The 1,159-nt window shown below is 49.7% G+C and carries 1 protein-coding gene; it reads left to right on the forward strand.

From position 1 onward, the window contains the following. Positions 1–353: 353 nt before the first annotated feature. The coding region (locus DWA30_RS12740) for an ABC transporter ATP-binding protein (protein ID WP_136073206.1) at positions 354–1,159 on the forward strand (806 nt) is incomplete at its 3' end.

Here is a 1,159-nt window from a genome sequence, read left to right on the forward strand (position 1 = left end):
AAAGTCTTTTATTGCGGCCCAAACTTTTTCAGGTGCTGCGTTGATAGTGATTTTTTCTACTACTTGTTGGCGAGTAGGACCATGAGCCGACGCTAGCATTGGAGTAACAATCAATGCTGCGGCAATCAGGCTTAAAAATTTCTTCATTATTTCTCTCCGTTTTTAATTGGCTTGATGGAAACAGTATCACAGTGAATCTGAACGAAAACTGAACAGTATCGACCTTAATAAAATGCCCATCACCAGAATCTGGTGCACACACTCTAGCCGATAAGCCTGCATTTTTCCATAAGCCAATTTGACTTAGTGTGGCTTATTCACCAAAATTAACGACCTTTCATTCTTGACTTATAATGCTGGAGAAACGCGTGCCACTGGTAAAGATCAGGGACTTGCACTTTTATCGTGGTGACCGTGCCATCTTTGAAGGCGTCAACATCGACATTGAACGCGGCAAAGTCACGGCTATCATGGGCCCGAGCGGTACCGGCAAAACCACCCTGTTGAAATTAATAGGTGGCCAGCTACGCCCTGACAAAGGCACGATCGAAGTTGACGGTCAGAATGTTCACAAACTCTCACGCTCCGATCTATACGAACTGCGTAAACGGATGGGCATGCTGTTTCAAAGTGGTGCCTTGCTGACCGACCTCACTGTTTACGACAATGTCGCTTTCCCGCTCAGGGAACATACCGACCTGCCCGAATCAATGATTCGCGATCTGGTCCTGATGAAACTGCAGGCGGTGGGGCTACGCAACACACGTAAGCTGCACCCGGCAGAATTGTCGGGCGGTATGGCGCGGCGTGTCGCACTGGCGCGTGCCGTGACGCTTGAACCAAAGATGATCATGTATGACGAGCCGTTTACCGGCCAGGACCCGATTTCAATGGGCACACTGGTCAATCTGATCCACCGTATTAATGATGCGATGGGCTTAACCAGCATCGTTGTATCACATGATGTCGCGGAGACGGCTGAAATTGCGGATTACATCTATCTGTTGTCAGGCGGCAAGATTATCGAGCACGGCTCTCCGATAGAACTGCGGCGCTCCGGCTCCCAGTGGGTCCAGCAGTTTATGCATGGCTATCCCGACGGTCCGGTGCCGTTCCACTATGCCGGTCCAGATCTTGAAGAAGACTTACTCAAGCCAGA

Origin of the sequence: Candidatus Ulvibacter alkanivorans (genome assembly GCF_003333325.1) — a bacterium.
GTDB lineage: Bacteria > Bacteroidota > Bacteroidia > Flavobacteriales > Flavobacteriaceae > Ulvibacter_A > Ulvibacter_A alkanivorans.